Annotated in this window: 1 protein-coding gene; it reads left to right on the forward strand. The window is 62.5% G+C overall.

Going from position 1 to position 1,530, the window contains the following annotated elements; genetic code table 11:
• Nucleotides 1-82: 82 nt before the first annotated feature.
• The gene (locus AB2B41_RS23230; RefSeq protein ID WP_367880206.1) at nt 83-1,462 is read left to right on the forward strand and encodes an IS1182 family transposase; all 1,380 of its coding nucleotides are present in this window, start codon (nt 83-85) and stop codon (nt 1,460-1,462) included.
• Nucleotides 1,463-1,530: the final 68 nt, after the last annotated feature.

Genomic DNA, 1,530 nt, shown 5'->3' on the forward strand with positions numbered 1-1,530 from the left:
TGGGCTGATTGTGTTGAAAAACTCTGCTTGAGCGATGCTCTGACTGCTGATTCACTTCCCTTGAGATTAGGGAGGTCTGGCGATGATGGGGCCAAGGCAGGTGGCGCAGGGTGCTCTGTTTTATGAGTTCTCAATCGAGGATCACGTGCCGCCGGATCATCTGTTGAGAGCCATGGACCGGTTCGTCGACCTTGGTGACATGCGCCGACATCTTGCGCCGTTCTACAGCACGACAGGCAGGCCCTCGGTCGATCCGGAACTGATGATCCGGATGCTGATCGTTGGTTATGCCTTCGGTATCCGGTCGGAGCGGCGGCTCTGCGAGGAGGTGCACCTGAACCTGGCGTATCGCTGGTTCTGTCGCCTTGATCTGACCGATCCGGTGCCCGACCACTCGACCTTCTCCAAGAACCGCCACGGCCGGTTCCGGGACAGCGATCTCTTCCGTCACCTGTTCGAGAGCGTGGTAGCCCGCTGTATCGTGGAAGGGCTGGTCGGCGGTGAGACCTTCGCCTCGGATGCCAGCCTCATTCGGGCGGATGCGAACAAGCAATATGCGGCAGCCAAGGCGGATTGGGCCCCAGACAGGATCGATGTACAGGCGGCACCGCGTGCTGTGCGCGAGTATCTCGACGTGCTCGACGATGCCGCCTTCGGAGCAGCCAGCGAGGTTGATCCGAAGTTCACCTCTTTCGCCGATCCGGCCAGTCAGTGGACCGGCGCCAGGAAGGGGCCCGCCTTCTTTGCCTATTCCGACAACTACCTGATCGACACGGACCACGGCGTGATCCTCGACGTGGAGGCCACCAGGTCGATCCGCACGGCGGAGGTCGGCGCCACGCGGACGATGATCGCACGCACGAGGGAGCGCTTCGGCCTGACGCCAGAGCGGCTTGCGGCGGACACGGCCTACGGCTCTGGCGAGATGCTGGGCTGGCTCGTCGGACAGGGAATAGAGCCCTACATCCCAGTGATCGACAAGTCCGAGCGCCACGACGGCACCTTCTCCAATGCCGAGTTCCAGTATGATCCGAAGCGCGACGAATATGCCTGCCCGGGTGGCAAGGTTCTGAAGAAGTACTGGCGCCAGATGAAGAGGCCACGCGACGGGATCGGCAAGGACGGCTTCCGAAGGTACTTCGCCAGGCAGGCAGATTGCGCTGCCTGTGTACTCAAGGAACGCTGCTGTCCCAACCAGCCGAGACGGAAGATCGCACGCCATGTCCACGAAGCCGCACGCGACGCCGCCCGCCGCATCGCCACCACGGACGCCTATGTCGATGCCAGCCGACGACGAAAGAAGGTCGAGATGCTCTTCGCCCATCTCAAACGCATCCTCCGGCTCGACCGGCTGCGCCTCCGCGGACCCAACGGCGCCAGAGACGAGTTCCTCCTTGCCGCAACCGCCCAAAACCTCCGGAAACTCGCGAAACTGATCGCGGCTACCCCGGCAACGGCCTGAGCAACAGGCCCAATCACGCGCAATCGCGATGTGCTCGCGTTCCCCCGGCCGACTTCTTCAACACAATC

The organism is Sulfitobacter sediminis (assembly GCF_040811725.1).
In the GTDB taxonomy this organism is placed as follows: domain Bacteria; phylum Pseudomonadota; class Alphaproteobacteria; order Rhodobacterales; family Rhodobacteraceae; genus Sulfitobacter; species Sulfitobacter sediminis.

Bases quoted from the DNA above. Each gene is read 5' to 3' on its own strand.
- AB2B41_RS23230 (WP_367880206.1), top strand. From the start codon at position 83: ATGATGGGGCCAAGGCAGGTGGCGCAGGGTGCTCTGTTTTATGAGTTC.